The organism is Labrys sp. F242, assembly GCF_057813875.1.
In genome coordinates this window covers 1-309 of the sequence record NZ_JBVASG010000036.1, presented here as the reverse complement: position 1 = coordinate 309, position 309 = coordinate 1, and the positions used below count along the sequence as shown (strand labels likewise).

At 64.7% G+C, this 309-nt stretch carries 1 pseudogene; it reads right to left on the bottom strand.

Annotation, left to right across the window (positions count from 1 at the left end):
- A pseudogene (locus ACZYTC_RS34330) lies at positions 1-250 on the bottom strand (succinate--CoA ligase subunit alpha); the annotation flags it as partial.
- Between the last annotated feature and the right edge of the window lie 59 nt (positions 251-309).

The following is a 309-nucleotide window of genomic DNA, read 5'->3' as shown; positions in this document are numbered from 1 at the left end:
CGCAGATCGCATCGGCCGCCCCCGGCGGCGGCACATAGATCACGCTGGCATCGGCCTGCGTGACATGGCGCGCCTCGGCCACGGTGTCGAACACCGGCAGGCCCAGATGCTGCGAGCCGCCCTTGCCCGGCGAGGTGCCCCCCACCAGCTGCGTGCCATATTTGAGCGCCTGCTCGGAATGAAAGGTGCCGTTCTTGCCAGTGAAGCCCTGGCAGATCACTCGGGTTTGCTTGTTGATCAGGATCGACATTACTTGGCTTCCCGCACGGCTTTGACAATCTTCTGGGCGGCATCGTCGAGGTCGTCGGC